Source organism: Lactobacillus sp. WILCCON 0149 (genome assembly GCF_057197965.1).
Map to the genome: position 1 here is coordinate 1 of NZ_JBUBHO010000041.1, position 399 is coordinate 399.

1 protein-coding gene is annotated in these 399 nt (G+C 39.1%); it reads right to left on the minus strand.

Features of this window, described 5'->3' with window-relative positions; genetic code table 11:
* The coding region (locus tag ACYVUV_RS12385; RefSeq protein ID WP_484499584.1) for a helix-turn-helix domain-containing protein at positions 1-279 on the minus strand (279 nt) is incomplete at its 3' end.
* Positions 280-399 lie beyond the last annotated feature (120 nt).

Genomic DNA, 399 nt, shown 5'->3' on the forward strand with positions numbered 1-399 from the left:
GATTTCTTCAAGTAGCTCAACGAAGTGAGTCAAGTTGCAGTCTTGATATTTGGTGCGATATAGAGTTACAATTTGTTTGTTAATTTCTGTGGTGAGACAATTAACAGGTAAGCGACCGGCGTTCCCATGAACAAAGGCCGCTTTTCCTTTGCTTCGATACTGGTTGATTCTTCTGTTCAGCTGTCTGACAGAGATCCCCAAGATAAGGGCAGCTCTTTTCTTGTTTCCGCCATGATCAACCAGCTCTTTGATGATTCTGTATTGTTCTTCGTACTTCATAGTTAACCTAACTTTCTTCATTGTCCGTAACCTCCGATATATGGAGATTATCTCAGACATTTACCTTTTTGGGACATTTTTCTCTGTTAATACTTAAGACATTATCACTTGTTAAACACA